At 71.0% G+C, this 22,924-nt stretch carries 26 protein-coding genes, 1 tRNA gene and 1 pseudogene; 5 read left to right on the top strand and 23 right to left on the bottom strand.

Annotation, left to right across the window (positions count from 1 at the left end):
* Positions 1 to 27 precede the first annotated feature (27 nt).
* The 5 genes from ACXKR8_RS46140 to ACXKR8_RS46120 all read right to left on the bottom strand — a co-directional run bounded on the left by ACXKR8_RS46140 (position 28) and on the right by ACXKR8_RS46120 (position 3,698).
* Positions 28 to 1,140: a LacI family DNA-binding transcriptional regulator gene (locus tag ACXKR8_RS46140; protein ID WP_458270518.1), complete on the bottom strand. Its 1,113-nt coding sequence runs from the start codon at positions 1,138 to 1,140 to the stop codon at positions 28 to 30.
* An 87-nt stretch (positions 1,141 to 1,227) separates the two neighbouring features.
* The gene (locus ACXKR8_RS46135; RefSeq protein ID WP_458270517.1) at positions 1,228 to 1,800 is read right to left on the bottom strand and encodes a dihydrofolate reductase family protein; all 573 of its coding nucleotides are present in this window, start codon (positions 1,798 to 1,800) and stop codon (positions 1,228 to 1,230) included.
* Positions 1,801 to 1,835: 35 nt separating this feature from the next.
* Entirely contained in the window at positions 1,836 to 2,573 is a 738-nt protein-coding gene (locus tag ACXKR8_RS46130) for an SRPBCC family protein (RefSeq protein ID WP_458270516.1), read from the bottom strand.
* Entirely contained in the window at positions 2,570 to 3,193 is a 624-nt protein-coding gene (locus ACXKR8_RS46125; protein ID WP_458270515.1) for an ArsR/SmtB family transcription factor, read from the bottom strand. The genes ACXKR8_RS46130 and ACXKR8_RS46125 overlap by 4 nt, the downstream gene beginning before the upstream one ends.
* 73 nt (positions 3,194 to 3,266) lie before the next feature.
* A complete protein-coding gene (locus ACXKR8_RS46120; protein ID WP_458270514.1) occupies positions 3,267 to 3,698 on the bottom strand; it encodes a DUF2000 family protein in 432 nt (143 codons plus the stop codon).
* A 48-nt stretch (positions 3,699 to 3,746) separates the two neighbouring features.
* On the opposite strand from ACXKR8_RS46120, the gene ACXKR8_RS46115 reads away from it, so the two are divergent.
* Complete coding sequence (locus ACXKR8_RS46115; protein WP_458270513.1) at positions 3,747 to 4,574, top strand: helix-turn-helix transcriptional regulator; 828 nt, start codon at positions 3,747 to 3,749, stop codon at positions 4,572 to 4,574.
* Between the two features lie 40 nt (positions 4,575 to 4,614).
* Here the strand turns inward: ACXKR8_RS46115 and ACXKR8_RS46110 are convergent, their stop codons facing one another.
* The 8 genes from ACXKR8_RS46110 to ACXKR8_RS46075 all read right to left on the bottom strand — a co-directional run bounded on the left by ACXKR8_RS46110 (position 4,615) and on the right by ACXKR8_RS46075 (position 12,235).
* Entirely contained in the window at positions 4,615 to 5,391 is a 777-nt protein-coding gene (locus ACXKR8_RS46110) for a GNAT family N-acetyltransferase (protein ID WP_462100130.1), read from the bottom strand.
* 288 nt (positions 5,392 to 5,679) lie between these two features.
* A complete protein-coding gene (locus ACXKR8_RS46105; protein ID WP_458270511.1) occupies positions 5,680 to 6,318 on the bottom strand; it encodes a hypothetical protein in 639 nt (212 codons plus the stop codon).
* Positions 6,319 to 6,350: 32 nt separating this feature from the next.
* Positions 6,351 to 6,782, bottom strand: a complete 432-nt coding sequence (locus tag ACXKR8_RS46100) for a hypothetical protein (RefSeq protein ID WP_458270510.1) — start codon at positions 6,780 to 6,782, stop codon at positions 6,351 to 6,353.
* Positions 6,783 to 7,141: 359 nt separating this feature from the next.
* The gene (locus ACXKR8_RS46095) at positions 7,142 to 7,639 is read right to left on the bottom strand and encodes a hypothetical protein (RefSeq protein ID WP_458270509.1); all 498 of its coding nucleotides are present in this window, start codon (positions 7,637 to 7,639) and stop codon (positions 7,142 to 7,144) included.
* A gap of 75 nt (positions 7,640 to 7,714) precedes the next feature.
* Positions 7,715 to 8,506 carry an ArsR/SmtB family transcription factor gene (locus ACXKR8_RS46090; RefSeq protein WP_458275251.1) on the bottom strand — a complete coding sequence of 264 codons (792 nt, stop codon included), beginning with the start codon at positions 8,504 to 8,506 and terminating at the stop codon, positions 7,715 to 7,717.
* Positions 8,507 to 8,586: 80 nt separating this feature from the next.
* On the bottom strand, positions 8,587 to 9,147 hold the full coding sequence (tpg, locus tag ACXKR8_RS46085) for a telomere-protecting terminal protein Tpg (RefSeq protein WP_458270508.1): 561 nt from the start codon (positions 9,145 to 9,147) through the stop codon (positions 8,587 to 8,589).
* A 6-nt stretch (positions 9,148 to 9,153) separates the two neighbouring features.
* Positions 9,154 to 11,478, bottom strand: a complete 2,325-nt coding sequence (gene tap / locus ACXKR8_RS46080; RefSeq protein ID WP_458270507.1) for a telomere-associated protein Tap — start codon at positions 11,476 to 11,478, stop codon at positions 9,154 to 9,156.
* Entirely contained in the window at positions 11,471 to 12,235 is a 765-nt protein-coding gene (locus ACXKR8_RS46075) for a ribonuclease H family protein (RefSeq protein WP_458270506.1), read from the bottom strand. Before ACXKR8_RS46075 ends, tap begins: the two co-directional genes overlap by 8 nt.
* A gap of 164 nt (positions 12,236 to 12,399) precedes the next feature.
* Here ACXKR8_RS46075 and ACXKR8_RS46070 point away from each other — a divergent pair, with 164 nt between their 5' ends.
* Both ACXKR8_RS46070 and ACXKR8_RS46065 read left to right on the top strand, forming a co-directional pair.
* Complete coding sequence (locus tag ACXKR8_RS46070; protein ID WP_458270505.1) at positions 12,400 to 12,663, top strand: hypothetical protein; 264 nt, start codon at positions 12,400 to 12,402, stop codon at positions 12,661 to 12,663.
* Between the two features lie 63 nt (positions 12,664 to 12,726).
* On the top strand, positions 12,727 to 13,386 hold the full coding sequence (locus ACXKR8_RS46065; protein ID WP_458270504.1) for an alpha-ketoglutarate-dependent dioxygenase AlkB family protein: 660 nt from the start codon (positions 12,727 to 12,729) through the stop codon (positions 13,384 to 13,386).
* Positions 13,387 to 13,410: 24 nt separating this feature from the next.
* Here the strand turns inward: ACXKR8_RS46065 and ACXKR8_RS46060 are convergent, their stop codons facing one another.
* The 6 genes and pseudogenes from ACXKR8_RS46060 to ACXKR8_RS46035 all read right to left on the bottom strand — a co-directional run bounded on the left by ACXKR8_RS46060 (position 13,411) and on the right by ACXKR8_RS46035 (position 19,539).
* Positions 13,411 to 13,764, bottom strand: a complete 354-nt coding sequence (locus ACXKR8_RS46060) for a UBP-type zinc finger domain-containing protein (RefSeq protein ID WP_458270503.1) — start codon at positions 13,762 to 13,764, stop codon at positions 13,411 to 13,413.
* 10 nt (positions 13,765 to 13,774) lie between these two features.
* Complete coding sequence (locus ACXKR8_RS46055) at positions 13,775 to 15,283, bottom strand: ATP-binding protein (protein ID WP_458270502.1); 1,509 nt, start codon at positions 15,281 to 15,283, stop codon at positions 13,775 to 13,777.
* Positions 15,280 to 16,972: pseudogene (locus ACXKR8_RS46050) on the bottom strand (NAD(P)/FAD-dependent oxidoreductase). The gene ACXKR8_RS46055 and the pseudogene ACXKR8_RS46050 overlap by 4 nt, the downstream one beginning before the upstream one ends.
* Positions 16,973 to 16,986: 14 nt before the next feature.
* Positions 16,987 to 17,871 (bottom strand): NAD-dependent epimerase/dehydratase family protein, encoded by an 885-nt coding sequence (locus ACXKR8_RS46045; RefSeq protein ID WP_458270500.1) that lies wholly within the window; start codon positions 17,869 to 17,871, stop codon positions 16,987 to 16,989.
* A 127-nt stretch (positions 17,872 to 17,998) separates the two neighbouring features.
* Entirely contained in the window at positions 17,999 to 19,171 is a 1,173-nt protein-coding gene (locus ACXKR8_RS46040; protein ID WP_458270499.1) for an alpha/beta hydrolase, read from the bottom strand.
* A 98-nt stretch (positions 19,172 to 19,269) separates the two neighbouring features.
* A complete protein-coding gene (locus tag ACXKR8_RS46035) occupies positions 19,270 to 19,539 on the bottom strand; it encodes a hypothetical protein (RefSeq protein ID WP_458270498.1) in 270 nt (89 codons plus the stop codon).
* A 69-nt stretch (positions 19,540 to 19,608) separates the two neighbouring features.
* Between ACXKR8_RS46035 and ACXKR8_RS46030 the strand changes: the two genes are divergently transcribed.
* Positions 19,609 to 20,574 (top strand): NAD-dependent epimerase/dehydratase family protein, encoded by a 966-nt coding sequence (locus ACXKR8_RS46030; protein WP_458270497.1) that lies wholly within the window; start codon positions 19,609 to 19,611, stop codon positions 20,572 to 20,574.
* Here ACXKR8_RS46030 and ACXKR8_RS46025 read toward each other — a convergent pair.
* The 3 genes from ACXKR8_RS46025 to ACXKR8_RS46015 all read right to left on the bottom strand — a co-directional run bounded on the left by ACXKR8_RS46025 (position 20,558) and on the right by ACXKR8_RS46015 (position 22,100).
* Positions 20,558 to 21,082, bottom strand: a complete 525-nt coding sequence (locus ACXKR8_RS46025; protein WP_458270496.1) for a P-loop nucleotide/nucleoside kinase family protein — start codon at positions 21,080 to 21,082, stop codon at positions 20,558 to 20,560. The two genes, ACXKR8_RS46030 and ACXKR8_RS46025, sit on opposite strands and share 17 nt — an antisense overlap.
* Positions 21,083 to 21,163: 81 nt before the next feature.
* Positions 21,164 to 21,655 carry a nucleotidyltransferase domain-containing protein gene (locus ACXKR8_RS46020; RefSeq protein WP_458275250.1) on the bottom strand — a complete coding sequence of 164 codons (492 nt, stop codon included), beginning with the start codon at positions 21,653 to 21,655 and terminating at the stop codon, positions 21,164 to 21,166.
* Positions 21,656 to 21,668: 13 nt separating this feature from the next.
* Positions 21,669 to 22,100, bottom strand: coding sequence for a DoxX family protein (locus tag ACXKR8_RS46015; protein ID WP_458270495.1), 432 nt, complete (start codon positions 22,098 to 22,100; stop codon positions 21,669 to 21,671).
* A gap of 224 nt (positions 22,101 to 22,324) precedes the next feature.
* Here ACXKR8_RS46015 and ACXKR8_RS46010 point away from each other — a divergent pair.
* Positions 22,325 to 22,395, top strand: a tRNA-Cys gene (locus tag ACXKR8_RS46010).
* Positions 22,396 to 22,426: 31 nt separating this feature from the next.
* Here ACXKR8_RS46010 and ACXKR8_RS46005 read toward each other — a convergent pair.
* Entirely contained in the window at positions 22,427 to 22,777 is a 351-nt protein-coding gene (locus tag ACXKR8_RS46005) for an MmcQ/YjbR family DNA-binding protein (RefSeq protein WP_458270494.1), read from the bottom strand.
* Positions 22,778 to 22,924 lie beyond the last annotated feature (147 nt).

The following is a 22,924-nucleotide window of genomic DNA, read 5'->3' as shown; positions in this document are numbered from 1 at the left end:
TCTGACCAGCCATTATTCGACCGGTCGTCAGGCCTGGCGCGGTGCGGGTCCAGTCGACTCCCGCACGACCAGGTGCGTCGGCAACACGGTGGTCTGCCGTGTTGCCGACGCGTTCCCGGTCAGGCGTGCCAGCAGCATCGACACCGCCACCTTCCCGGCCTGCTCGATCGGGGCGGTGAGCGTGGTGAGGGCGGGGTGGCAGAAGTCCGCCCCGAAGATGTCGTCGCAGCCGACGATGCTGATCTCGCCGGGCACGCTGACGCCCCGTTCGCGGAGGCGGCTCAGCATGCCGATGGCAAGCAGGTCGTTGAAGGTGATGCAGGCCGTGACCCGGGTGTTGATCAGCGCGTCGGCGGCAGCGGAACCGGACTTCCGGCCGACCGGGAACGGTCCGAGCCGACGCACCGGCAGCCCGTGCCGGCCGGCCGCCTCGACCAGCGAACGCCAACGGGCCTCATTGGCCCAGGAGTTCTGCGGGCCCGACATATAGACGATCTCGCGGTGCCCCAGCGAGATCAGATGCTCGGCCGCCTGCACCACCCCGAACGGAGAGTCGATCACCACACTATGGACGCCGCGCACCCTGCGGTTGATCACCACCAGCGGCAGTTGCGCGTCCAGGTGCACCAGCTGCACCCCGGTCAGCCTGGAGGCGGCGAGGATCGCCCCGTCGACCGATTGCAGCACCTTGGACAGCAGGTGCAACTCCAGCTCGCTGGAATTCTCGCTGTCAATGAGCAGATTGGCATACCCTGCGGCTTTGAGTTGGTGCTGGGTCCCCCGGATCAGTCCGAAATAGAACGGGTTAGTGACGTCGGAGACCAGGACCGCGACAGTTTCGGTGCGGCCCGAGGTCAGCGCACGAGCGTGCGTGTTGGGCACATAGGACAATTCCCGGGCCACTGCCTCGATGCGTTCCCTGGTCACCACGTTCACCCGGCCCGGCCGCGACAGCGCACGGGACACGGTGGACGCGGCGAAACCCGTGGCCGCCGCGATGTCGTTGATGGTGACGCGCCGCGGGCGTTCCGCACTGTTGCGATTGTCCATGCATGCAAGAAACCACGGCACGGTAATAAAGGGAACCCCTCGCCCACCTCTTTCACCGTCGACGCATTTCACCGGGGCTGCCGAAATCACTTTCCGCACAATGCAGCGCAGCGCACAGTATTCAGCCGAACACGGGCATTCCTTTCCGGCGCCCTTCGTGTGGACGGCGGCGGCCGGTCAGCGGACCACGTCGAGGACGTTCAACTGCAGGCCGTTGCCGTAGACGGCGTGCTCGACCAGCGTGAGCTTCCGGGTGTCCTGGTCGGTGGCGGGGAACAGCCGCTTGCCCGCTCCGAGCAGCAGCGGGTAGACGAGGAGGTGGTAGCGGTCGATCAGGCCGGCGTCGGCGAGGCTGTGGTTGAGGCCGACGCTGCCGTGGACGATGATCGGCCCGCCGTCGGTCTCCTTGAGGGCGGAGACCTCGTCGAGCGAGCGCAGGATCGTGGTCTCGCCCCAGTGGGGGACGAGCTCGTCGTCGGTCAGGGTGGTGGAGACGACGTACTTGGGCATCGTCTTGTACTGGGCGAACTCCACCATGTCCGGCCACACCGGGCTGAACGCCTGGTAGCTGGCCCGGCCCAGCAGGACGGCGGTGGACTCCTCCTGCTCCCGCCCCTTGATGTCGTAGGCCTCGGGGAGGAACTCGACGTCCTTGAAGGTCCATCCGGAGTTGCGGTAGCCGGGCTCGCCGCCCGGGCCCTCCATGACGCCGTCGAGCGAGAGGAAGGCGGAGCTGATCAGAGTACGCATGGTGGTTTCCTTGGGTGTGTGGTGTGTGGTGGGGGTCAGCTGAAAAGACCGGTCAGCCACTGCTGCCAGGCGGCCTCTGCTTCGGACGTATCAGGACCGAACAGGTGATGGAACATCAGGGCGACGCCGGGGCCCTGGTGGAAGGTGTAGAGCGCGTCGGCGGTTCGGACCCCGATGCGCTCGTCGTCCGACCAGACCACCGCGCCGTCCAGCGGCGGCAGCCCGGCCGGCTGGGCGTGGGCCCGGTCGCCGACGGCGACCGGGGTCGGCAGCGACAGCCCAGCGGTGAGTGCCGCCCGAATCTCCCGCGCCGAACGGCCCTGCGCCGGCGCGAAGGCGAAGACCGGGACCGCCGTGCGTCCGGGGAAGTGGGCCAGGTACTCGCGGAGCGTGTGCAGGTGGAAGGGCCAGCCGCGACGCAGGGCGTCGTACTCGTCCTGCCAGTCGTCGCCGAGCAGACCGCTGTGGACGACCCGGAGCACGGTGCTGCCGCCGTCCCGTCCCTCGAGCAGGTACTCGAAGGCCATGAACCGGCCGTCCTCGGCGGCGGCCGTGCGGGTGGCGAAGGTCTCGCCGGGGTCGAAGGCGGTGATCACCGCCTCCTCCCGGTGGCCTCCGGTCTCCATGGCGGCGACGCCGCCCTCGCGCGGCTCGACCGCGTTGCGTCCCATGAACCAGGAGTCGATCCCCGGTCCGGTCGCGATCGCCGCCCAGACCTGCTCCGGGCTCGCCTGGAGGGTCAGCTCCTGCTCGATCTCGAAGGGGTGCGTCATCCTCGGGGCTCCTGTCCTGCGTCGGTTTCGGTCGCGCGGACCCCGCTGGGGATCTGGTGGAGGCCGACCACCACCCGATGGCTCCTCCCGCCGGGGGCGGCCTCGTCGTGATAGCGGCCGACCAGATCCGCCACGGCCCGGGCCAGTTCGTCGGCGAAGGCGGTCCGGTCGGCCGCGGTGGCGAACCGGACCTCGGCGTCGATGCCGAGGGTGGCGAGCTTCCGCCCGGCCCGGGTGGCTCCGGTCAGCAGCGCCCCGACCTCCTGCACCAGCCGGGCGCCCAGCGCCAGCAGCCAACCGGCGGAGAGCTGGTCGGGCGCCCGGGAGGGGTCGGGGCTGACCGCGGCCAGCGCGCTGGGGGAGATCACATAGGAGCCCGCGGTGGCGCGGTACACCCGTTCGGTGACATTGCCCTTGCGACGCTCCTCGGCGAGCTCGACCAGCCCGTGCCGCTCCAGCTCCTTCAGGTGGTAGTTGACCTTCTGCCGGGGCAGGCCCAGCCGGACGGCCAGCATGGAGGCCGAGCCGGGCTCGGCCAGGGCGGCCAGGATCCGGGACCGTATCGGGTCCAGGGATGCCGCGGCCGCGGAGGGTTCTTCGATCACAGCGATGTCCAGCACCACTCCAGGATCGCTCGGACCAAAATAATTGTCAAGACAGGAAAATTTGTCGGTGAGTCGCCTGTCCTGTCGCTCAGGGGTGCATCTGCGCGCCCTTGAGCACCTTGTCCACCGCGTTGCGCGGCCCGTAGACGGCGATGCCGACCAGATCGAGCTGGTCGCCGGGCACGGCCCGCACCGCCGCCCGGTTGTCCTGGTCGTTGCCGGTGCCGAACAGGTCGGAGGTGAACACGGCCCTCGGCAGCGAGCGGGAGAGCGCACGGCCGTGCGCGGTGGTCAGCAGCTCCTTGGTCCCCTGGAAGACCAGCACCGGCTGCCGGAACATCGGCAGATACGCGGTGCCGTCGGCGTCCGCATAGGGCTCGCCGATCACCTCGGGCGCGGCCGCGCCGAGCCCGCTGACCAGGAAAGCCGTCACATTCAGCCGCTGCCAGGGCTCCAGGTCGTCGCGGAGCAGAACGGCGATCTTGTTGTCGAATCGCACAGGCGCATCGTCAGTTCTCATGCTTCGAGACTCCCCGTGCCCGCCGTCCCGGTCTTGTACGTTCTTTGCGTGACGCCGCAGCAGAAGATCTTCGCCTGGCGCCCGCCGGTCGCGGGTGTCGTGGAGGTCTTCCACGCCCACTTCACCGAGCACACGTACCCCATGCATGTGCACGACGCCTGGACCCTGCTGATCGTCGACGACGGCGCGGTCCGCTACGACCTGGACCGCCATGAGCGCGGCACCCCGGGCGACACGGTCAGCCTGCTCCCGCCGCAGGTCCCGCACAACGGCTCACCGGCCACCCCGCAGGGCTTCCACAAGCGCGTGCTCTACCTCGACCTGACCCAGTTGGACGAGACCTTCATCGGTCCGGCGGTGGACGGCCCCGACCTCGCCGAGCCCCTGCTGCGCAGGCGCGTGGACCAGCTGCACGCGGCCCTCGCGAACCGGGGCGACGAGTTCGAGGCGGAGAGCCGGCTGGCCCTGATCAGCGAGCAACTGCGTACGCACCTGCGGCCCAGGGCGGTCGGCGGCGGCGGCGCGGGGGCCGCCGTCGACAGCGTGCGGCCCGACCCCGGCATCGCGCAGAGCCTGCGCGACCTCCTGGACGAGCGGCTGCTGGAAGGCATCGCCCTGGAAGAGGCCGCCCGCTTGGTCCACGCCCACCCCACGCATCTGGTCCGAGCCTTCAGCGGCGCCTTCGGCATCGCCCCGCACCAGTACCTGATGTCCCGCCGGGTCGACCTGGCCCGCCGCCTGCTACTGGACGGCCAGCCGCCGAGCGGGGTCGCGACCGCCGCCGGCTTCTACGACCAGTCCCACCTCACCCGGCACTTCAAACGCGTCGTCGGCGTCACCCCGGGCCGCTACGCCCGTACCGGGCCGGTTGATTGACGACACCGCGGAGTCCCCAACATCAGCGCCGGGGACACGGTCAACGCTGCGCCGCCCATTGCTCCTGGGTGATCTCGTACCGTACGCCCCCGTGCTCGGAACCCTCGACCATCTCCATATCGGGAGGAGTGGGGAGGCTGCCCGCGAAGCTCATGGCGAGCTTCTCCATGACGTGACGCGAAGCGCGGTTCACCACCATCGTCTCCGCCCAGACCGTGCGCACGCCGAGCTCGGTGAACCCCTTGCGCAGCAGAGCCTGCGAGCCCTCGGTGGCATAGCCCTTGCCCCAGGACGCCTGCCGCAGCCGGTAGCCGAGTTCGGCCTCGTCCCGCGGGCCGTCAGGCTCGGGACGCAGGCAGAACCAGCCGATGAACGCGCCACCGTCCCTCTCCTGCGCGGCGAACAGCCCGAGCCTCCCGTCCCACTTCTCGTATCCGCCGATGATGTGCGGTATGTAGCCGTTTCGGACAACCTCCGGAGCGGTCGCCTCGCCCCCGGTCAGGTAGCGCATCACCGCCGGGTCGCTGTCCAACTCGATCAGCAGGTCCGCGTCGTCGGCCGTGAATTGGCGCAGGGTCAGCCGCTCGGTCTCCAGGTAAATGTCCACGGGGCGGATCATGCCCGAGGCAGGCAGAGCGTTCAACGGGTTTTCCCCCGCGACCACTGCTGGTCCTGGCCCCGCCTGGTGACGATCCCACCGACCAGCCACTCCCACGGTCGCCGATACCGCTCCGGCAGCGGTCGTGATCAGCGCTTCCAGCAAAGCCGCTCCAGCCCCCGTGTCCAGCAACTGCCGCTCGATCCGCGACAGGAACATGGCATCGGTATGCCCACCATGGCCCCGACAAGCCGAACCGGCCCGGCTGAGAACCAACGGACCGCCAGGAACCTCGAGACCAGGCTAAACCCCAGTCGCCTTCGGCCAGTGAGCACCGGGGAAGGCGGTGTTGTCGACCGTCGACACCCTACGCGCCGAAGGACGGCTCTGGGGTCAGCAGGCTGGACAGATGCGCACGATCGCCACTGAGGCGGGATTTCTCAGCCTGGGGCGACTCAATTCCGGGATTTTCCAGATGATCACTGCGGCGAACGACTCCGTCGTCGCTCAGGTCGTCGACCGCTCGACGGCGAAGGCTTCGTTGAGGGCACCACCGATACGCCCCTCGCCTGCCTGCGCCGCCCACTGCTCATCCACCTCGCAGGAGACAAAACCGTGTTGTGCCAGGACCACTGAGACCTTGCCGAGACTGTCCGATCCCCCGCCCTGGGGAACCTGCGGGACCTGAGCGACATCACCAGTGACCGTGTCGAGCACGGTCAGCGCATCCTCTACGACCAGATCGAGTGCCCGCGGCGGATCCTGCCGCGACTGCCCGAGCCCGCCGACCAGCAGGTTCGGGCCTTCGCTGACAACCTGGGCGGCCGACTGCCGTGCCGCGAGTCGCGAGGGCACGTCCACCTGGGAGAACGCGACCGCCCAGTCGGCCAACCGCTTCTCGTCTGCGGCTCCGCACGCCTCGCGCACCGCTGCACCGAGATCAGATGGTCGAATACGCCGTTGCCATCCCGCAGCAACGGTGACCGTGTCAGGCAGGCCGTCCGGCCCCACGGCCACCGTGACCGAACCGCTGTGGTCCCTCCCCTCGACCCTTTGCGGAGCCGTCTGCCGGGCTTCGGCCAGGACCTCCTGCATTGCTTTCATATGGGACTGAAGGGCTTCCAAGCCCTGAACGATGGATTCCACGTCACCAACCCCCTTCTCGACTCAATGGCCGACTAGTAGTCCCTCGATACCGGCGAAGCCCAAAGGTGCGAAGCTAGAGAGGCCATGCCGGCCGCCGCGACGAGCAGCAATGCCCGCTCTGCGATCCCGGTGCCTCCGGAAGGGAAAAGAGGCCCACCCGTGAGGTCGATGGAAAGGGCATAGCCGGCAGCCCCAGCCAGTGCTACGGACAGTGGCCAGCGCACCGCTGGCGGCAGTTGCCACCGCAGCGCGGGAATCAGTACTGCGGCAGCGGTCAGGGCAAGCGGAGTTCCCAGCCACCAGCCCCAGGAGAAGGCAAGCGAACGAAAATCCGGCGCAACGACCGGATGGTCGAGGCGTATCGCCAATACCGCCAGCAGGGAAGCGATCGCGACACACCCCGCCAGCACTCCCCCGGCCCTGCGCCGCCGCTTCAACCGCCGTCCCACCTGCGTCTGCGTCATCTCCCCGGCCTAGCTTGCGCTCCGGTGCCCGTGGCACCCGATCCCTGCGGCCTGGCCAACCCGCCCTGGCCCATCCGGTAGTGGCTGACCTGGCCGTCCCGTCGACTCGCAGCGGATCCCATGTGGCCGCACCCCCCGGATAAGCAATGTCCTGTCAGGAACGTATCAGTCACCTCCCGCACCAGTGGGCCCATCTCGAAACTCTGTGTGTATCCGCACCAAGAGAGCTCAGAACGGTGCCGGCTCCGAAGGGTCACCTACAGGCCCCTCGGCAATGATCACCTGGAGGCCCCCCTCCTGCCGCCAGTCACCATCTGACACCACGTCACCCGTGGCACGCGGGAGGATCAGGTGGTGGCCTAGACCTCGGCGCCTCGCGTTAGCAGGGCCAGGAGTTGCTTGGTGTGACCGGGCAGCTCCACGTCCGCGAGGCCGGTGAGGAGATCACGCAACGGCACGGGCTGGTCGACCAGCAGCGTGCCGTTGGACAGGAGCAGAGTCGGCACCGGTGTGTCGAGTTCGGCCTCGCTCAGCATCGGCCCGCCGAGTGCGCACAGGGCGTCTCCCTGCACACGGATGCGTTCCCGCAGTCCCTTGTTGCCGCCGGCGCGCGCGGTGACACGGTCGATGGTCCAGGTGTCGAGCGCCGGGCGGTTGTCGTACGCCGCCATCGCTCCCGCGGCGACGGCGGAGACGGTGGCGATGGTCGTGGCGTTGATGAGGGCGACGTGTGCGAGGATCTGGTCGGCGTTCCACTCGCCGGTCGGCGGAGCCGGGTTCAGGTCACCGCGGTCGGCCACAGCGGTCGCCGCGTCCAGCAGTGCGCGGTAGGCGTCCCGAAGCGGAGTGGTGTCCATGGCGCTCTCTTCCCTGTGCGGTGGTACGCGGAGTGGGGCGGAGTGAGGAGGGGACGGGCTGCGGACGCTGCCGGCTCAGGCGTGCGCGTTGGGGGACATCTCCCACGGCGCCTGCGGAAGGATCTCACCGGTCTCCAGCAGCGACTTGAGGTTCGCCAGCACGGCCGGCCAGCCGTGCGAAATGCCGCCGAGCATCTCCAGGTTCGCGAGATTCTCGTGGGTCACGGTGAGCCGGACGATGTCCTGGTGCGGTTCGACCAGGAAGGTCACCACCGACGGCTCCCGCGGCGATTCGGGGTCAGGGGCGTCGTCGAAGGTGATGACCAGGCGCGTCGGGGGCTCGGCCTTGAGCACCTTGCCGACGACGTCGACGACGCCTGACCCGTCGGCGCGTCGGTGCTCCCACGTCGAGCCCGGCTGCCAGTCCGAGACGTTGGCGTGCCCCCAGTAGCGCGCGGTGAGGTCCGCGTCGGTCAGGGCCTGCCACACCTGCTCCGCGCCGGCGCGGATGTAGGTGACATAGACGTAGGTCGGCACGGGTGTGGGGTCGTTGGTCATCGCGTACTCCTCGGCCTGCTGCTTGATGGCATGGATCGCCTGGAGGCGGGGCCTGTCGAACCCCGAGATCCAGCGCTCCTCGATCTCGTGGATCGGCGCCGGATTGAGGTAGTGCAGCCGTTCCCGTCCGCGCCGGACGACGGTGACCAGGTTGGCCTTCTCCAGGACGTCGAGGTGCTGTGTCGCCGACTGGCGCGCCATGTCCAGGCGTTCGCACAGTTCGCGCAGCGTCTGGCCGTTGTGCTCGTGCAGACGGTCCAGCAGGAGTCGTCGGGTAGGGTCGGCCAACGCTTTGAAAGCCGCGTCCAGCGCGCTCGCTTCCAGGCTCATGCCCAATTATGCAGGCAATTACCTGCATGATGTCAACAGGCCACCGCGGTCAGTGGCGGTCAGTGGTAGTCGACCTCGATGTAGTCGATGCTGGTGAAGGTCACCTGCAGGCCGTTGGCGCGGCGGCCGCCGTCCTTGAAGTAGGTCTCCTGCAGGCCCTCGGCGATGATCGCCTGGAGGTCCTCCTCGCTGCCGCCGGCCTGCCGGGCCTCGAAGAGCCGGGCGGCGTACGCGGCGGGCAGGTTCTCGGTGATGCGGCGCTCGCGGCTGTCGTCGGTGCTGCCGACGGCCGCGTTGTAGCCGAACTGGGCCCGGGTCTCCACGGTGATGCCGCGGGACTCGGTCGCCCGCTTCTCCGCCCGGGCCCGGACCACCGGCTGCCAACGGGCCTTGACCTCCCGGTCGAGTGCCTCGGCCACACCCTTGGGCGGGGTCTTGCGGGTGCCGTCCAGGTAGCGCTCCACCGTGCGCTGGGAGACCCCCAGCAGCGCGGCGACGGCCCTGGTGCCCCTGAGCTGCTGCACCAGGAACTGGGCCCGGGCCCGGGTGGACACCGGCGGCTTCCTGGTGAAGGTCGCCTCCGCCGCCCGCCGCAGGCTGTCCCCGATCTTCCCCGCCATCCGCTCCTACTCTCCGTCGGCGACGGCGTCGCCGCCCTTGATGTGCCTGGCCGGGTTGAGGCCCTGGTCGAGCAGTTGCGCCGCCCAGAGGAAGGTCTGGGTGCCCTCGAGCTTCACCATGCCCGGGGAGACGCCGAGCCGGAAACCCCCCGGCAGCGGCTTGCGGTCCTCGGTGAACGGCATGAAGTCCAGCGGTGACGGGCCGGCCGAGGCATAGACGGCGCAGTCCGAGAGCACCGCGATCGGCCACAGGTCGGCCTTGACCGCCCAGGACAACATCTTGCGGTGCATGTTCACCCGGGCCGCGGAGATGATCGCCGCTCGGATGTCCGGCCGCCACAGCGGCCGGGCCAGCGCGGGCCAGGGATCGCCGGGGGCGTGCGAGGCGCCCTGCGGGCCCTCGCGCAGCTTGCCCACGCCCCCCTTGACCACCGCCTTGATCGCGGACAGCAGTGCGGCCTGGGCCGGATCGACCTGCTTGTGGCGCTCCATCGCGGCCAGGAACGCGGGCGGGGCCAGGTCCGAGGTCACCCCCAGCTCGGCCATGGTGGCCAGGTAGGCGTCCCGCAGCCGGGTGTACCAGGGATCCAGGTAGGCGCCGTTGTCGAAGCGCGGCACCGTCCGCAGGAACGCCTCCCGCTCGGGCGACGGGTCTGCCGACCGATCCGGGGACCGCTCCGCCAGCCCGAGCCGGGTCAGCTGCGCCAGGTCACCGCCCTCCCACGGGGCGGGCGGCACCGGGACGCCCAGCTGCCCGAGCTGCTGGGCGTTGGGGCGCACCCAGGCCTCCAGCGGCAACAGTTCCACCCGCAGGCCCAGCGTGTCGACCAACTCATGGGCGTAGGCAATGGTGGGGGTGGCGTACCAGGCCGGGCCGGTGGGGGTGTCGCCGTGCGGGGTGAACGGCGAGGGGAGCCGGGGGTCGAGCCGAATCGCCGACAGGTCGTAGAGCCAGCTCCCCGGCAGCTTCTTGTCGAACCCCCGCGGACGCGGCACGTGCACGGCCTCGCCCAGGCCCACCGTGAGCCGGTTGGTCGCCGCGGCGAAGGCCATGTTCACGTCGAGGCCCACGCACATCGGCAGCGCGCACTCAGCGTCGGTGAGCTGCTCGGCGTCGCGGATCCACTCGTACGCCTCCTCGAACAGGAACTCGTCCGGGGTGGGCTTGTGGGCCCGCGGATACAGCGGGGCGACCAGCGGGTGCTTGATCGGCGCCTCCGGGGGCGCCGGATCCACCGCGAGGACGAGGGAGCCCGGCATCGGCCCCGGCCGCCACACCCCCTGCTCGTCACGGACCGCCCGGGTCGGCGGCCGCAGCGCGGACATCAGCTCCTGGCCGGTGACCGCCATCGCCCCGCGCGGGGTGATCACCCGGGTGGCGAAGTCGGTCAGCAGCTTGGCCAGCTCCGGCGCGGGCAACTGGTCGGCGCCGCCCCAGGTGCGGGCGTCCAGCGCGCCCCAGGGCAGTACCGCCAGCTGGACGCAGCGGCGCAGGCCGCCGGTGGCCGGGCGGTAGATCCGCGGCCAGGGCCCGAAGCCGCGCTTGGGCAGCTGCCACTTGGCCTTCAGCAGCTGCTTGACGACCGGGTGGTTGTCGGGCAGCCGCAGACCGGCCCGGTCCTCCAGCGCCGGCGGCAGCCCGAGCCGCTCGGCCGCGCTCGCGGTCAGCACCACCAGCGGGTCGCCTTCCTTGCCGGACGGGTGCAGCCGCGGCGAGCCGAGTTGCGCTGTTGCCAGCGTCCACTCCACCAGGGCGGGGACGGTCTTGGCCGGACAGTCCAGGACCAGACCGCCGAGGCCGTAGGCGCTGCCGTCCCCGTCCAGCACCAGCAGCGGCCCGTGCGCAAAGCGCGGATCGGCCTCGGCGGCCGCGGCCCTGGGGGCTTCCACGCCCCTGCGGGGGACGATCCGCCGATCGGCGACGGGGCGGGGGTGCGGGGGTTGCGCCGGGTGCGGGGGCGCAGCAGCCGCGGCGGGGGCCTGAGGCGAGGTCGGGCCGGGGGCGGGGGCGGAAGCAGGCGCGGAGCCATGCGCGAGCGCGGAGCCATGCGGCGAAGGCGAAGGCGAAGGCGCCGGGTAGCGGGCCGCGAGGCCGTCCAGCAACCGCCGGTAGGCCTCGCGGCGGGGTTCGGCGGGCTCGGAGCGGCCCTCCTCCCATGCCTGCAGGCTCGGCACCCTGACCCCCAGCGCCTGGGCGACCGCGGCCTGGGTCAGCCCGGCGGCCTCGCGCAGCCGGGCCCGCTCGGCCGGCGGCGGCAGGATCTGGCCGGACGCGACGGCCGCCAGCAGTGCGTCGACCCCGTCAAAGGGGCTGGCGGGCTGGTCAGACATCGGACCCAGGTTGGGACCCAGGTGCGGACGCGGCAGAAGCCGAGGCCGCAGTCGCGCACTCCGGGTGGCCCCAGCCCTTGCCGACCTTGGTGATCGGATCCCCCTTGGGATAGGAGCGCCCGCACGGACAGGTCCCCGGGAACCGAGCGGCGATGGTCCGAGTCCGCCCCGAAGCCGGCGCCGCGCCCGCACCCGCGCTCTTGGAGGCAGCGGCGCCACCACCCGCACCGCCGGAACGCCGGGCCGCCCGGGCCGGCGCGGTCCTCGACGGAGCAGGCACCGGCAGGTCCGCGCCGGTACCGCCGGCGGCCTCCTGGGTCCGGGCGGCGTCGCTGGCCGCCGCGTCGGCGATCGCGTTCAGCGGATCCCCGTCCACCTGGTGCGCCGGCACATACACGAAGGTGACGTCCCGACCGGTGAGCAGCCCGTCGATCCGCTGGATCAGCTCACGGTTCGCCACCGGCTTGCCGCCCGCTGTCTTCCAGCCGTTGCGCTTCCAGGCCGTCAGCCACTTGGTGACCGCGTCGCGGGTGTAGGTCGAGTCCAGCCGGACCTCCAGCGCGGCGGCCGGGTCGGTCGCCTCGAGCAGCTGCTCCAACGCGGTCAGCTCACCGATGTTGTTGGTGCTGTGCCCCAGCGGACCGGCCTGCCAGCGCTGCGGGGTCCCGGTACTGTCCGCGACCACGAAGGCCCAGGCAGCTGGGCCAGGGTTGCCTTTTGCTGCTCCGTCACACGCAGCGATGACTCGTTCGACCATGCCCCGATGATCTCAGATCCAGACCCCTGCCACGGACGCCTCACCCGCCGGGATCCGGCGGTGTGCGCCGGCGGGCCGCCCAAGGGATCATGTGGTGTGGGATCACCTCGGGCGGGGAGGGATACCCGGTGGTCAGGCAGGCCGTTCGAGCGAGGAGGAGTGCCATGTCGGCGCAGCATGTGTGGACCGTGGAGGTCACCGACAGCCGAGGTCACAGCGCCCCGGTGGAGGACGCGACCTTCCCCAATCCCTACGTCTCCGACGAGACGGCGGAGCAGATCGCCGAGCGGCTGCTGCAGTCCCTGGCCCCGGCGCACACCGCGGGCGACGGCCCGGTGCCGCAGCGGGTGACCGTCCGGGTCTGGCGCGACGTCAACGCCTCCGGCGACCCGCTCGCCGAAGCCTCCTGGACCGGCGACCCGCAGTGACCGGTGGCCCACAGTGACCGTGGCCTGGGGCAACCGGCGACCCGCAGTGACCGGAGCCGGCCGGTGAGCGCGCTGATCCCCCGCCCGCGACTCAGTCCGGCCCCCGGGGCCGTCCACGTCCCCGACTGGCTCAGCCTGGAGCAGCAGCGCGAGTTGGTCGCCGCCTGCCGTGCCTGGGCCACCGGCCCGGTGCCGATCCGGCACACCGCGCTGCCCCGGGGCGGGGTGATGTCCGTGCAGACGGTGTGCATCGGCTGGCACTGGCAGCCCTACCGCTACACCCGCACCGCGGGCGACGTGAACGGCCGCCGGGTCGCGCCGTTCCCCGACTGGCTGGTCGCCCTGGGCCGCCGCGCCCTGGCCGACGCCTACCAGGATCCACTTACTGCCGAGGGCTACACCCCGGACACCGCGCTGATCAACTTCTACGACGGCGACGCGAAGCTCGGCATGCACCAGGACAAGGACGAGCGGTCGAGCGCCCCGGTGGTCTCGCTCAGCATCGGCGACAGCTGCACCTTCCGCTTCGGCAACACCGAGCACCGCAACCGCCCCTACACCGATATCGAGCTGGCCTCAGGGGATCTCTTCGTCTTCGGCGGCCCGTCCCGCTTCGCCCACCACGGCGTGCCCAAGGTCTCCCCCGGCACCGCCGATCCGGCCTGCGGCCTGGCCGGTGGGCGCCTGAACATCACCATGCGCACCACCGGCCTGACCGACTGACTTTCCCCCACCCGCACAAGCGCCTCAGGCGTTGAGGTGCTCGGTCCAGTCCGCCGGGACGCGGCCCTCGGGGCCGGGCGTGGGCTGGTCCAGCGGGTGGTGCTGCGGTTCGGCCAGGGCCGGTCCGCGCTCGAACATCTGCTTCTCCGGGTAGCTCCAGAACCACTCCTCGCCCGGCTCGAAGCTGCGGATCAGCGGGTGGCCCTCGGACGCCGCGTGGGCGCTGGCATGCTGCGAGGGCGAGCTGTCGCAACAGCCGATGTGCCCGCACTCGACGCAGCGGCGCAGGTGGAACCACCAGCCCCCGGTGCTGTCGCACTCCACACAGCCGTGGCCACTGGGCGGGACGGTGGGATCGATGGACGCGTTGCCTGTCATCTTGCTCTCCTCAGTTCTCAGCTGCCGGCGAGTTCTCAGTTGCGTTCGGGTTCTCAACTTCAGTGTCGTCCGGTTCGGGCGCCGTCAGCGGCAGGCCGACCCGGAAGGTGGTGTCCCCCGGCGCCGACTCCACCGTCAGATCCCCGTGGTGCCGCTGCACCACGATCCGCCAGGAGATGTCGAGCCCGAGCCCGGTGCCGTCGCCGACCGGCTTGCTGGTGAAGAACGGTTCGAAGATCCGCTCCCGGATGTCCTCCGGCACCCCGGACCCGGTGTCGTGGAAGGACACCACCACCCGCTCCCGGTCCAGACCGGTGCGGACGGTGAGCACGCCCGACCCCTCCGCGCCGCCCATGGCGTAGAGCGCGTTGTCGATCAGGTTGGTCCACACCTGGTTGAGCTCCGCCGCGAAGGCGGGGATCCGCGGCAGGGTCCGGTCGTACTCCTTGACCACCCGCACCCCCGCCGCCACCTTGCCCTGAAGCATCGTCAGGGTGCTGTCCAGCAGCTCATGGACGTCGACCCGCCCGTACGGGGCCCGGTCCAGTTGCGAGTACTGTTTGGCGGCCCCGACCAGGGACGAGATCCGGGAGGTCGCGCTCTCGATCTCGCCGAGCAGCAGCTCCGTCTCGATGCTGTGGCCGAGCCAGCGCAGGGCCTTCGGCAGGGTGGCCTCCGGGGTGACCGCGGCGACCTGCTCCAGCCAGCGGGTGTCCAGGCCGGCCTGGACCAGCACCGGGGCCAGCTCCCAGCCGTCGCTGACGCCGTGTCCGTCCAGCCAGTCGGCGACCTCGTCCTCCCGGTCGGCGGTTTCGAGGACGCCGAGCACCGGGGCCTCGGCGATCAGCTTCACGGCCTTCACCTGCAGCCGGACCAGGCACTCCAGCGCGGCGGCGTGCTCCACCGCCCCGTCCCCGGTTCCGGCACCGGCCAGCGCGCCGAGCGCCCCGTGCATCCCGGCGACCCGCTCGCGCAGCGCCGAGGTGGCCCGGACCGCCGCCGCGGCCGGGTTGTTCAGCTCATGGGTCAGCCCGGCCGAGAGCGTGCCCAGGGCCAGCAGCCGCTCCCGTTGGCGCACCGCCTGCTGGGTGGCCCGGCCGCCGAAGAACAGCCCTTCGAGCAGGTGGACCGGCATCGGGAACCACTCGTTCATCAGCCAGGCGAAGTCCTCCGCCGACAGGGTGAAGAACCGGGACGCGACCGGCACCCGCAGTGTGTTGGTGTAGATCTGCGGCACCCGGTCGCCGATGTAGGCCTGGAACGCGCCCCCGTACACCCCGGGGCTGGAGGTGCGGGTCACCTCGACGTCATCGGGCCCGACCCGGTGCGACATCACCACCGTGCCGCTGAGCAGCACATAGAAGCGCGTGGCCGGCTCGCCCTGGGTGTAGACGGTGCCGGCCGGGTGCTCCTCGACCCGGCCGGAGCGGCAGAGCCACTCCAGCTGTTCCTGTTCCAGGTGCTCGAACAGGAACAGCTTCCGCAGCTGCTCCGGGTCGCACAGCGGCAGCCCGGTCATGACTTGTCCAGGTAGCGGTGCACGAACATCACCGCCATCGCACCCTCGCCGACCGCCGAGGCGACCCGTTTGGCCGACTCGGAGCGGACGTCCCCGGCCACGAACACCCCCGGCACGCTGGTCTCCAGGTGGTACGGCAGGCGCTCCAGCGGCCAGCCGTCGGGCCGCCGGCCCCCGGCCGCCAGGTCGGGTCCTGCCAGCACGAAGCCGTGGCCGTCACGCAGCACCACCCCGTCCAGCCAGTCCGTCAGCGGGGCCGCGCCGATGAAGACGAACAGCCACTGGGTGTCCAGCTCCTCGGTCTGCCCGGTGGCGGAGTCGCGCAGGGTCACCCCGCTGAGCCGGTCCTCGCCGTGCACCGCGACCACCTCGGTGCCGGTCCTGACCCGGATCGCCGGGTTCCCCTCGACCTGCTGGATCAGATAGTGCGACATGGACGCGGCCAGCGACTCGCCCCGGACCAGGATGGTCACCGACTTGGCCCCTCGGGCCAGGAAGACCGCGGCCTGCCCGGCCGAGTTGGCGCCGCCGACGATGCAGACGTCCTCGCCGTCGCAGCCGGCCGCCTCGGTGAGGGCCGAGCCGTAGAAGACCCCGCGGCCGACCAGTTCCGCCGCGCCCGGGGCGGTGAGCTGGCGGTAGGAGACCCCGGTGGCCAGGATCACGGTGTGCGCGGCGATGGACGACCCGTCCGCGAAGCGCACCGACCGGGCCGAGCCGTTGACCTCGAAGCCGGTCACCTCGCGGGCGGTGAGCATCTCCGCGCCGAACTTGGCGGCCTGGCGCCGGGCCCGGTCGGCCAGTTGGGCGCCGGAGACCCCGTCGGGGAAGCCCAGGTAGTTCTCGATCCGCGAGCTCTGCCCGGCCTGGCCGCCGGTCGCGGTGCGCTCGATCAGGACGGTGCGCAGCCCCTCGGAGGCGCCGTAGACGGCCGCGCCGAGACCGGCCGGGCCGCCGCCGATCACGATCAGGTCGTAGAAGTCGGCGGCCGGGGTGGTGGAGAGGCCGACCCGCTGGGCCAGCTCCTCGTTGTCGGGCTCGACCAGCGCCGTCCCGTCGGCGGTGACCACCACCGGCAGCCGCCGGCCGTCCAGCCCCGCAGCGGTGAGCAGCTGCTGCCCCTCCGGGTCGTCCGGGGTGTACCAGCGGTACGGCACCTGGTTGCGCGCCAGGAACTCCCGGACCTCGGAGGAGCGGGCCGACCAGCGGTGCCCCAGCACCTTGGTCTCGTACACCGGGCGCACGCAGGACGCCCGCCAGGCGTCCAGCAGCGCGTCCAGCACCGGGTAGAACTTCTCCTCCGGCGGATCCCAGGGCTTGAGCAGGTAGTGGTCCAGGTCGACCACGTTTGATCGCGTCGATGGCGGCGTCGGTGTCCGCGTAGGCGGTCAGCAGCACCCGTTTGGCCTGCGGGTAGACGTCCATCGCCTGTTCCAGGAACTCGATGCCGTTCATCTGCGGCATCCGGTGGTCGGCCAGGATCACCGCCACCTGCTCGCCGCGCAGCCGCATCTCCCGCAGCGCCTCCAGGGCGGACTCGCCCGACTCGGCGCGCACCACCCGGTGCTCGGCGCCGTAGCGCCGCCGCAGGTCCCGGGCGACGGCCCGGGACACCGCCGGATCGTCGTCCACGGTCATGATCGTGGTCTGTGCCTGTTTCTCCGGCTGCTGCTCCGCCTGCTGCTCCATGGCCGCCCCCGCTCTCATGTTGCCCTTGGCCCGTCCGGCCCGTCCTGCTCGTCGCGCCAGCTGTGGACCGGACGATAGCCCAGCACCCGCCGGGCCTTGTCGATGGACAGCAGCGTCTCGTGCGGCCCCACCTCACGGCGCAGCGGCACCTCCGGATACACCGCCTTGAGCAGTTCCTCGTTGGGTCGCGACATCACCGTGTCGGGGCTGGCGATGACAAAGACGTCGAAGCCGCTGCCCTGGTGGTCCAGGGCCCGGCGCACGGCCTGGGCCCCGTCGCGGGCGTCGATGTAGCCCCACAGGTTCCAGCTGCGCAGCGTCGGGTCGGCGTCGTAGGAGGGGAAGTCCGCGTAGTCCGCCACGTCCATCACATTGGAGAAGCGCAGTCCGATCAGCTTCAGCTCTGGATCCCAGCGGCAGAACTGGGCCGCCATCTGCTCCTCCAGGTGCTTGCCGAGGGAGTAGGTGCTCTCCGGGCTCGGCGGGTACTCCTCGTCGGCCGGCACATACGGCGGCGGCGTGTCGAAGGGCAGGCCGAGCACGGTCTCGCTGGAGGCCCAGACCACATTGCGGATGCCGGCCAGGCGTGCGGCGGCGAAGACGTTGTACGTGGCCGGGACGTTGTTGGCGAAGGTCACCGGATTGGGCCGCAGGCCCGGCGCGGGGATCGCGGCGAGGTGCACCACCGCGTCCACCCGGGGGTAGCGGTCGTCCACCGCCGTGAGCGCGGCGACGACCTGGCCGAAGTCGGTGAGGTCGACCTTGACGAAGGGGCAGACCTGCTCGGCCGGCGGGACCGCGTCCAGGTTGACCACCTGCCAGTCGTGCGCGACCAGGTCCCGGACCACGGCCCGGCCCAGCTTCCCGCTGCCTCCGGTGACGACGACCCGTTGGCTCATCTGCTGCTCCTTCACGCCGCCCGGACGCTCCGGCCGGAGTCCCGACCAGCGTATCCGCTGCCGCCCGGTCGGCACCGGCTCGACGAACCGCTCAGGGCCGCAGGCAGGCTCACGGCCGGGGACTGGGTCACGGCCGTACCCCGCGCGAGGAGGACGGAGGCGCGGGTGCGGGAGTGGGGCCCGCGAGGTGCTCGCTGAGCCACTCGATCGGGCCGTCGCCCATGGCCGGGACGTAGGTGTAGGCGTCGTGCTTGCCGCCCTGGATCAGGTTGAGGTCGGTGTGGATCGGGCCCTTGGTGTAGGTCGCGACGAAGTTCTTCACCGCGGCGACGGTCTCCGGGTTCTCCCGGGTGCCGACCTGGAAGGCCAGATACACGTCCGGCCCCTTGCGGGCGATCAGCTGGCTGGCGAGCAGCTTCGGGTTGTTCGCCTGCTCCTGCTTCTCGTGGCCCTTCCACAGCGGCGAGTCCGGCACGATGTCCGGGCCGGAGGCGAGCACCGCCTTGAACCGGTCCGGGTACTTGAGCACGGCCTTCAGACCGGCGAAGCCCCCGCTGGAGGAGCCGAGGAAGCCCCAGCCGTCGCGGGACTTCAGGGTGCGGAAGTTCGCCCGCATCAGGTCGGGGACGTCGCTGGTCAGCCAGGTGCCCATCTTGGGCTGGCCGGGGATGTCGCTGCCGTCCCAGTAGATGCCGTGGTCGTCGGGACCGGGGTTGAGCACCGGCATGGCCAGCAGGAACGGCTTGCTCTTGCCGGACTTGTACCAGCTGCTGATGCTCTGCTCCAGCTTGAGGCTGGGGTCCATCCAGTAGTTGTCCTGGTAGCCGGGGCCCCCGGGCAGCGCGATCAGCACCGGGAAGCCGCTCTCGGCGAACTTGGGGTCGTCGTAGGCCTTGGGGGCCCAGACCCAGACCTTGCCGGTGTAGCCGGACTTCTTCCCGTGCAGGGTGACCACGCCGATGTGGGTGCCGTCGTCCAGGGTGTGCGCGACCTTGAACGCCGCCTGCGGACCGGTGGGCAGCAGCGTCCCGGAGTCCGAGGAGGTGGTCTTGCCGTCCCCGCTGCCGGCACTGCTGCCGCCGCTGCCGGCCGCGGCGGGGGCGAGGGGGGCGCCGTAGGTGATCGGGTCGCCCTTCTGGCTGAACGGCGGGATCTCGTAGTGCCGCATCACCGGCACCCCGACCGCCACCAGCGCGGCCGTGCAGATCGCCGCTGACCCCCACACGATCACCCGCCGCAGCCCGCGGGGCCTCCGGCGGGACATGCGGGACGATCGCGCGGGCATGGGCTCATCGGACATCGTGCTTCTCCGGCTGCTGGATCAATGGTGTTCAGATTTCTGATCGTCACTCAGATCTCCGGCTGCTGCCATCCGGGAGAGCTGTCGCTGAGAGCGCGTCAGACCACGCGGTACATACCGACGGACGCGGGCGCCGTCTGCCGGAAGCCGAACTTCTCGTAGAGGAATCCGGCCTCCCCGTCGGCGATCAGGGAGACATAGGCCCCGGCCGGCGCCCGGCGGTCGAGTTCCCCGACCGGCTCGTCCCCGTCCAGCACCACCACCCCGTGCCAGGTGTGCGGCAAGCCGGAGACGGAACGCAACCGCAGACAGGTCTCCACGGAGGGAGGTCCGGTGCGGATCAGGTAATGGTCACTATTGGTACGCATATATTACAAGCTAAGCAGGTGGACAGCCGACAGCAAACCCCCCAAGTGGCCGGGACTAGTGTGTGCACCATGCACATTCTTGTTCTCGGCGGTACCTCCTTCGTCGGCCGGGCCATCGTCGAGGACGCCCTGCACACCGGTGCCGAGGTGACCCTGTTCGGACGGGGGAAGACCGGGACGGAACTGTTCCCCGGGCTGACCCGGCTCATCGGCGATCGCGACACCGGCGACTACGCGGCGCTGCGCGAGGCCGGCCGCGCGGGCGGCTGGGACGCGGTCGTGGACGTCAGCGGCTATGTCCCGCGCCACGTCAGGCAGGCGATGCACGCGCTGGACGAACGGGTCGGCCGCTATCTCTTCCTCTCCAGCCACGCCGTCTACCAGCTCACCGACGTGGCACCGGGCTCGGACGAGGACACGCCGCGCCGTCCGGGCCGACGCGACACCGAGGAACTGGACAACGACACCTACGGGCCGGCCAAGGTGGCCTGTGAGGACGACGTCACGACCCGGTACGGCGCCCGCGCCACGATCGTGCGCCCCGGAAAGGTGGCCGGCCCGCACGACCCCTCGGACATGTTCACCTACTGGGTGCGCCGGGCCGCCCGCGGCGGACGGGTGGCGCTGCCCGCCGACCCCTTGCAGCCGGTGCAGATCATCGACTCCCGCGACCTGGCCCGGCTCGTGGTGCAACTGCTGGCGGACGACCGCCCCGGCGCGTTCCACGCGGTGGGGCCGGCCGAGCCGACCACCCTCGGCGACCTCATCGAGACCTGCGCGCGGGTGGCGGGCACCGAGGTCGAGGTCGTCCCGGTCCCGCCCGAGTCGGCGCCGCCGATGTTCCCGCTGGTGCGGACGAACTGGCCCACCCAGCAGCGCAGCCCGGCCCGCGCCCGGGCCGCGGGCATGCCAGCCACCCCGCTGGAGGTGACTGCGGCCGACGTCCTGGCCTGGGACCGCGCCCGCGGCGAGCCGCCGCTGCGGCACGGCTTCACCGCCGAGGAGGAACAGGCGCTGCTCAACCCCGGCCGGTGACGCCCTCCTGCACGATGACCTGCTCGCCCTCACCGACCGGTTCCTCGAAGGCGGCCGCGTAGCGGTCCAGCAGTTCCTCGGAGACGGTGACGCTGTTGGCACCCTGCTGACCGTTGCGGACCGCCAGCCGACGGCGCAGGGTCTCCCGGTCCGCCTGGAGCCGGACGAGCTCCCAGCGACAGCCGTGGCTCTCGATCAGCGCCTTGTAGCGGTCGCGGTTGGCCCGGCTCCAGAAGCTGTAGTCGATCACCACCGGCCGCCGCGCCTCCATCAGCCGGATCAGCTCCTGCCACAGCTCCTGCTCGACCGCGGCCCTGAGCCGCTCGTACTCATCGGGGTCGAGCTCCGCCGCGTCCCGGCCGATCCGTTCCCAGACCACCTCGTCGATGGACAACCGCGCATACCCGCGCCGCTCCAGGCCGCGCGCGTAGGTGCTCTTCCCCGACCCCGGCAGCCCGCACATCATCACCACAACGCCGCCCCGGCCCGCAGGCTCCCCCTCGTCCATACCGCGAGGCTACCGACCCGACCACCCGCCCCGCCCCCCGGTTTTCCCGCCGAAGCCCCGGACGTTGGCCCGGACGAGGCGTCAGAAGTGTGTGGCGATGCCGAAGGCCTGACGGAGCTGGGCCATGTCCTGGCGGTCGTGGTCGGCCGGGTCGTAGCCCTGGTGGAAGTACACCTGCTGCGCGGCCGACAGGCAGGGCACCGCCACCCCGCCGATCGTCCCCGTCACAAAGCACTCGGCCGGGTAGACGAAGGGCTGGCCGGGGTCCAGCGAGGACTGCACCGCGGAGCCGTCCGGCGCGAAGGCCAGCGGATGGCAGTCGATCTCCTGGCCCGCCGGGTGGGTGACCACGAACCGCACCGGCCGCCAGCTGAGGGTCTCGGCGAAGCCGGCCCCGGCGAGGGCCTCGACCAGGGCCCCCTCCTGCTCCTGGCGGTGCATCAGATCCAGGTCTCGATGCGGCCGGGTCTGCCGCCCCACCAGCGCGTCGATGCCCCAGCCCCCGCCGACCCAGACCTCGGCACCGGCCCCCCGCAGCAGCGCCAGCAGGGACAGCACCTCTTCAGCAGCCATCATCCCGCAGACCCTAGCGGTTGAGTCGGAGCAGTCCTGAGACCAGGGTCGCGGTCTGTCGGCGACGGCTCCAGGCGATGACCGCCAGCGGCACCATCAGGATCACCGGAAACGCCGCGTTGTCGCCGTGGAAGGCCACCATCTGGGTGATGAACGCCCCCACCAGCAACCCGATCAGCGCCAGCGCGGCGGAGCCCGCCAGCGGCCGCAGCACCAGGGCGACCGCCCCGGACAGCTCCAGGGCCCCGGTCAGGTACATGAACCAGCTGCCCGCCCCGATCGTGTCGAAGGAGGAGACGGCCGAGGACAGGGCGAGCAGCTTGGGCAGCGCACTCGCCACCGCGAAGAACAGCGCGATCAGGATCTGCAGCGTCCAGACCACCCTGGTGGCGACGGTGGTGCTGACGAAGGCAGTGGCGGCGGGTGCGGTGGATGTCTGAGCCATGGCGGTTCTCCCTGTTCGAGCGTCAGTGTCTACGCAGGGTTGACCGCCGCCACGGCACGAACTCATCGCTGCCGCCCCCGGCAATCGGCGGAACGTCCAGCGATGTGCCGAACCCCCGGCGATGTGCCGAAGGTGGCAGGGGTCCGAACGGATGAACCTGAACCGTGCACCAGTGCGTCGGCTTCGCGGACGCGGTGGCGATTCATATGGTCGAGTTGTTGCCCGGTGGAGTGGCCGAGTGGTCAGGCAGCGGCCCGCAAGGCCGTACAGATGGGTTCGATTCCTATCTCCACCTCAATGCGTGGTTGCGTCAAAGTGCCGACGCGTCAATCCGTCCCCGCAGCGGGGAGGCTGTCCCCGAGATGCTCGGGGGCGGCCTGGCGCCAGGAGTCGACCAGGATGTCACGCAGCTCGTCCAGCCCGTCCAGAGCCGCCAGCCTGGCCCGTACCCAGGAGGAGTTGGCCTCGTGCGGCGGCACCCAGAACTTGGCCGGCTCGGAGGCGATCAGCTCGAACCGGTCCTGCTTGGGACAGCGCACGGCGAAGGACGTCCCGTCGTCGGGGACGGTGACGAACATGCGCCCGGCGACGTGGAAGGTGGGATGGCTCCACAGTTCCTTCTCCACCGTCTGCGGCAGGGACAGGGCGATACGGCGGACGTCATCGGCGTCGAGCACGGGGGCTGCCTTCACTGAGCTGGTGGGTGGGTGGGTGGGTGGGTGGCGACTGAGTCTATGACGCAACGCCCCTTCGCCTGCGGACTGTGGGCGCCTGGACACATTCCGGACGCACGCCCGTAGCAACCGGGGGTGATGATGGGAAGC

The sequence above is a fragment of the Streptacidiphilus sp. PAMC 29251 genome, from assembly GCF_054208735.2.
Note: the sequence above shows the minus strand (reverse complement) of the source record. Positions and strands in the feature narration are given on the sequence as shown.